The sequence below is a fragment of the Vibrio sp. J2-4 genome (genome assembly GCF_021728155.1).
Taxonomy (GTDB): Bacteria; Pseudomonadota; Gammaproteobacteria; order Enterobacterales; family Vibrionaceae; genus Vibrio; species Vibrio diabolicus.
In genome coordinates this window covers 1-5805 of sequence record NZ_JAKKCN010000023.1, presented here as the reverse complement: position 1 = coordinate 5805, position 5805 = coordinate 1, and the positions used below count along the sequence as shown (strand labels likewise).

At 38.3% G+C, this 5805-nt stretch carries 6 protein-coding genes; all 6 read left to right on the top strand.

All coding sequences use genetic code 11. From position 1 onward, the window contains the following. Nucleotides 1-154: 154 nt before the first annotated feature. The 6 genes from L3V32_RS25690 (at nucleotide 155) to L3V32_RS25655 (ending at nucleotide 5741) form a co-directional block, all read left to right on the top strand. Nucleotides 155-1114 carry a hypothetical protein gene (locus L3V32_RS25690; RefSeq protein ID WP_085344799.1) on the top strand — a complete coding sequence of 320 codons (960 nt, stop codon included), beginning with the start codon at nucleotides 155-157 and terminating at the stop codon, nucleotides 1112-1114. A gap of 151 nt (nucleotides 1115-1265) precedes the next feature. Then, nucleotides 1266-2270 (top strand): S66 peptidase family protein, encoded by a 1005-nt coding sequence (locus tag L3V32_RS25680; RefSeq protein WP_237285632.1) that lies wholly within the window; start codon nucleotides 1266-1268, stop codon nucleotides 2268-2270. A gap of 105 nt (nucleotides 2271-2375) precedes the next feature. Next, the gene (locus tag L3V32_RS25675; protein ID WP_025510359.1) at nucleotides 2376-2783 is read left to right on the top strand and encodes a hypothetical protein; all 408 of its coding nucleotides are present in this window, start codon (nucleotides 2376-2378) and stop codon (nucleotides 2781-2783) included. A 155-nt stretch (nucleotides 2784-2938) separates the two neighbouring features. Next, nucleotides 2939-4324 (top strand): ATP-binding protein, encoded by a 1386-nt coding sequence (locus tag L3V32_RS26295; protein WP_237285629.1) that lies wholly within the window; start codon nucleotides 2939-2941, stop codon nucleotides 4322-4324. After that, complete coding sequence (locus L3V32_RS25660; protein ID WP_237285627.1) at nucleotides 4317-5012, top strand: HNH endonuclease; 696 nt, start codon at nucleotides 4317-4319, stop codon at nucleotides 5010-5012. The genes L3V32_RS26295 and L3V32_RS25660 overlap by 8 nt, the downstream gene beginning before the upstream one ends. Nucleotides 5013-5180: 168 nt before the next feature. Beyond that, a complete protein-coding gene (locus L3V32_RS25655; RefSeq protein ID WP_010645278.1) occupies nucleotides 5181-5741 on the top strand; it encodes a suppressor of fused domain protein in 561 nt (186 codons plus the stop codon). The last annotated feature ends 64 nt before the right edge of the window (nucleotides 5742-5805 follow it).

The following is a 5805-nucleotide window of genomic DNA, read 5'->3' as shown; positions in this document are numbered from 1 at the left end:
CATCGTACTAACAAACGCTTCAAGACGGATTCGCAACGCGTGGCATTTGTGGTTTGCGGTAAATTTAGTGATTTAGGTGGTGTGCGGAAGCATCGTATTGCGTTGCTCACCACTTAAGCGGGCGTTATAGCGCAGAACAAGCTTCGGAGTATTTGTGATTTTAGAATTTCCAACAAAAGATGATTTTTATAGCGCTGCCAATGGTTTTCTCAATGCTTCATGGGATTCTGTGACTGAGCACTTACATGAATTTGAAACTCTATATAGTGTAATTGATGATAGCGACCACGAAAATGAGAGAAAACGCTATTGGGCTTCTGCGAAGCAAACGCTAGTCAGTGCAACGGCATTAGTACAGCAATCTGTAGAATTTTACATCAAAGGACGAATCGTTAATGTTTCTCCCTATTTACTGATTTCTGGAAACCCACAATCATGGCCAAAAGGGTGTAACAAAAGGGATATAGAATTTTCAGCATTTCGTACTTTGGATGCACAAGATTTAATAAAAGTTCACGACACTGTTTGTCCCGATCGTTTTACGGATCAGTTCCTTCAATGGAATGATGACTTACGAACAATTAGAAATAAGGTGATGCATACAGTTGATAAATCTCTGAATGTCACTCCTGAAGAAGTGGCCAGCTTTATTCTATATACCCATAGTTACTTTCAAGGTTCATTGTGTTGGTTTGAATCAAGGAGAAAATATCTTGAAAATACGCCAGCAAACTCAATGAAGAGTATCCAGTCTGACGAAGATCACCAGTCGTATATAGTCAATTCACTTTTAATTGATTATCGCTTAGCCATTGATGTCTTGCCTCCTGCTGCATGTAAGAAATATTTGGGCTACGACAAGAAATCCAGATCCCTGCATTGCCCTCGTTGCGCTAACACCGTATCTCGCATGGACTTCTGGGATGACGAGTTCATTCATGAGTGTGCTAAAACTTACCAAAGGTTACCTGATTCTGATGAGTATTTGTGTAAGCTATGTAGCCATCAGGGCAAAGTTTTAGAGCGTAGCTGTGAAGAATTAGGCTGTGAGGGCAAACTACAGGATAGCAAAAGTGGAATTTGCTTCTCATGCTTCTTTGAAAACGCGCTATAACAAACAATTTAAGAGTGATTCAGCACGCTTGGCATTTTTGGTATGGGTTAAGTTCTGTGTTTACGGCGGTCAAATTAAGTGTAGTGGTCGCGTGCTTCACACCTTAATTGGGCGTTATTTTGCCTATTTGTATTATGGAGGATAAAGGTAAGTGATATTCCCACAAGCTCTAAAAGTTGGTGATGAAATTGGCTTCTTTTCACCATCTTCACCAGCAACGGTTTTTGCGCCAGTTCGTTTCAGGCGAGCAAAGTCTTATCTGGAATCTCAAGGCTTTGAGCTAGTGGAGGGGGATCTCACAGGCTGCTCTGATTCATATCGTTCTGGCTCAATTCAAGATCGCGCAGAAGAGTTGAACCGATTAATACGCGACCCTAATGTACGATGTATTATGTCTACAATTGGTGGCAGCAATAGTAATTCTCTACTGCCCTACATCGACTATGAAGCACTCAGAAACGACCCCAAGATTATCATCGGCTATTCTGATGTAACGGCTTTGCTATTGGGTATCTATACTCAGACAGGGATAATTACATTTTATGGTCCAGCTCTGGTTGCATCATTTGGTGAGTTTCCGCCCTTAGTTGATGAAACACTAAAGTTCTTTCTGGAAATCTTATGCTCGGGGTCTGACTCGTATAAGTATTCAATCCCTCAGTTGTGGACAGATGTTAAGCATGACTGGGAAACTCAGGACTCACCAAAGCCTAGTTACACGAATGAATGGCAGTTTTTAGGCAAAGGCCAGGTTAGTGGCCGTATAATTGGTGGTAATCTAAATACCATGGCGGGCATATGGGGTAGCGAGTATATGCCAAAGATAGAGCAAGGCGATATCCTATTGCTTGAAGACTCGCTGAAAGGTATAGAAACTGTCGAACGTTCTTTTGCTCATTTAATGGCTTGCGGTGTGTTCGAAAAAGTTGGTGCAATTGTTTTAGGCAAACATGAACTGTTTAATGACAAAGGGACGGGGCGCAGTCCGCTAGATGTTTTGCTCGAAGTGTTAAATGGCAAAAATGTTCCTATACTCTATGGCTTTGACAGTTGTCATACACATCCAATGTTGGTCACACCACTGGGCGTTCAGGCCTCAATTGATTTTGACCGTGAAACTATTGAGCTAAAAAGCCAGTGGGTAACAGCAAAATAACAAAGCATTTAAGAGTGATTCGCAACGCTTGGCGTTTTCGCTGCGCTCAAGTATAGCCAAGCGTCGCTCACACCTTAATGCGGCGTTAGGCACTTAGGAGTTTTAGTGGAAAATTTTATTCAGTTAGTTGTAGCTTTCGGTGCCGGTGGGTTGCTTGTAAAACTAATCGACATTTTTGTTCTTCAACCGTTCATAGTAAAAAAAGAGTTAAACAATTGGCTTAGAGATAAAAAGTTAGCTGCCTATTCAGCTGCAGTGGAAGATTTAGCCAATATGGGTTTTAAAAATGAAGGTAAATGTCCGTTTGAAGATTTAGGTTCTTTATCACAAACCCTTTTACTTGTTGAAAGTACTGAACTGCAAAAACTCATCGATAGTCATATGTTTGATCGCGCGGAATTACATGATTGTGAAACGGGTTCCCAAAAGGAAAGTGAACTTTTTGATAAAGTAGACTCGAATGCAAGGCAAATTATTAGTGCGTTAAGGGACGACTTGCGAAAAGGCGCCTAACAAATTGTTCAAGAGTGATTCGGCACGCGTGGCATTTTTACTATGCGTTGGTTTTAGTGGTGAAGGTGGTATGCGGAGGCTTCGGTATTGCGTGCCTCACACCTTAACAAGGCGTTAGTTGCCAAGTCAATGGTGCAAATACAGAGAGAAATAGAGTGTTAATAGAGTATAGGTTTAAAAGAAAGGTTTTTAGTTTCTCTCAAGGGGGAATTGAGAATAATGGGAATATTTATACTGCGATCGTAGGAAAAAACGGTACAGGTAAAAGTCGGTTAATGAAAGCTATTATTGAAGAATTCATTGGTAAAACGTCTCGACGGGATGAATTTCGAAGAGAGAAAATGGTTTCACCTGGGCTACTTGATGGAAAGTTGAGTGACAAAATAGTAGTAAATACTTTACCAAGTCAAATAATTGCAGTATCAACAAGCCCGTTTGATAAATTCCCTTTAGATTTACGAGGTAACCTCCACGAAAAATATTCATATCTTGGACTACGTAATCTGAGATCTACTGATCTAGGCATGGCTTATATGAGTAATATATATATGTCTTTACTTAAGTCAGCTTATGGTGATGAATCTAGAATATCAAAAATTTTTGAGGTTTTGGGATTTCTTGGATATAACCCTATAATTAAAGCTAGCTATCACTTGGAATTACCAAGGAACCGTATAAATGATGTAATAAACAGCTCAAATCCTGTAGATAGTTTTATTGAGTTTCTCACGTCAAATAACACAAGACCGGTCATGCGTTCGAGATATAGAGGTTTCTTAAATGAAGATCGAAGTGTTAATTACGGAATAGTTGAGAGGTTTATTGATATATATTCTAGGATGGGGAATGTACATTTAAAACCTAGAATAGATATTGTTTTCGAGGAAAATGGGATTCACTTTGAACTTGATAAAATTGGTAACATTGATGATTTATTCTTCCTTTCAGATCTTGGTATGGCAAGCTTAAGGGAAATTAATTTAGAAAAAAATAGTGGTAGTAATTTTAGAATTGGAGATGCTAGTTCTGGAGAACAAAGTGTTGTAATGAGCGTTCTTGGAATAGCAAGTCAAATTGAAGATAACAGCTTAATTTGTATTGATGAGCCAGAAGTTTGTCTTCATCCTGAGTGGCAAGAGAGATATATTGATGTTCTTATTAATACATTTAAGAATTTCAGAGGCTGTCAATTTCTGATTGCTACGCACTCCCCATTACTGGTTTCAAAGTTAAGAGATGAAAACTGTTATCTAGTAAAAATGGACGATGGTTCGATAGTTTCAGCATCTGAAGTAAATAGAAAATCTGTTGATTTTCAGTTGGCAAATACCTTTTTGACGCCGGGGTACAAAAATGAGTATTTGACTAGAGAGTTAATATCAATCTTAACCAGTTTCGGAGAAACTGGCAGACTGGATGAATACGAAAAAAACAAGCTTAGTACCCTTTTGTCGTTGAAAGATAAAATAGAACATTCTGATCCTGTATTTAAGTTAATGGAAATGGCGCAAGAAGCTTTCATGGAAGTCGAAAATGTCTGAAATGTTAATAAAATATAATGATAAAGATCAGAGGAAAGTAGACTCTTATAATGGATTAGACGATGCTGATAAGTGTGGAGATTACTGGAATAATGATAAAGATGTAGACCTTAAAAATCTAAAAAAAAGTATAAAAGATCACTATATAAATGTTCAGGGCTTTGTTTGTCCATATTGCAAACAAAAGAATGTAGTTGAGCACAATGGTGTATGGGATGCAGAGCACATAATTCCTAAGGATGAATTTCCACAGTTTATGTTTTCTCCATTAAATTTATGTGTGTCTTGTAAAGATTGTAATCAAGCAAAAAGAAATAAGAACGTTTTAAAAAATAGAAAGAGAAAAACATTACCATCAAGCAAAGAGGATTATTTAATTATTCATCCCCATCTGGATATATATCATCAACATATAAAAATTCTTAACTCTTCTTTGTTCTTTATCCCATTAGATTCAAAAGGTAAGGAAACAATTGAGGTTTGTGGTCTTTTGCGTTTCTTATATAATTTTGTTGACTATGGTAATGTTTCAGTAGAAGTAAAGAAAAAAATAGGACTTTTACACCAAGAGTTGGTAAGTGCAACTACTGTCATTGAGGAAAACTTTATTCTTGCCTGTATTGGTGATGTTGTTGAACATGGGAAACAACTAGCTCAACAAGAACATATAAAAAAGCTTTGCGTATAAGCATAAGGCAACTAACAAAGCATTTAAGAGTGATTCCTAACGCTTGGCATTTTTCATTCTATCGTTGAGTTCAGTGTTTACGGTGGTAAGGTTGGGTTTCGTGGTTGCGTTACTCACACCTTAATGCGGCGTTATGCATCAAGGATATTATTATGCATCAAGGATATTATGAAGTCTACTAAAGAAAAGATTATTAAACATTACGCAGAGTTCTTTGAAGGTCATGATTTCGAGATATTGTCTTGGGAGCTTGGGCCAATTAAGAAAATTGTACCCGATTTTCAGGTTGTCAGGTTTGCACCTGGCCCTCAAATTAATATGTGGGTGTATTGCTCAGTAGGTGCATCAGAGATTACACACAGTGATTCAGCCCTTCACGAGTTTGTTGTCGTATCACCGATCGAGTCAAATCGTCTAGTTGAAATGCTGGCAATGGTAACTTATTACCATTCGAATCATAATTTGGGTTTTGGCCATACCTTGCCTATTGGTGAGCCTTGGCTTGAGGGTTCTAACTGTGAAAACTGGCTAATTTCGTTGCCGTATCCATTTGGAGAGGACTTGGAAATAATGCCTCTAAATAGTTCCCACGCTCACGTAGCTTGGTTACTTCCTATCACTGACGACGAACGAAATTTCAAAATCAAGCATGACCTAGATGCGCTTGAACAAAAATTTGATGACGCAGAGCTTAAGTACTGGGAAGTAAAGCGGTCTTCGGTAGTGTAAATGCATAACAATCTGTTTAAGAGTGATTCGCAACGCGTGGCATTTTCACCATGCGTTGGTTTTA

What these genes read in the sequence shown, in the direction of transcription:
- L3V32_RS25660 (WP_237285627.1), top strand. Translation starts at nt 4,317, where the DNA reads ATGTCTGAAATGTTAATAAAATATAATGATAAAGATCAGAGGAAAGTA.
- L3V32_RS25655 (WP_010645278.1), top strand. Translation starts at nt 5,181, where the DNA reads ATGAAGTCTACTAAAGAAAAGATTATTAAACATTACGCAGAGTTCTTT.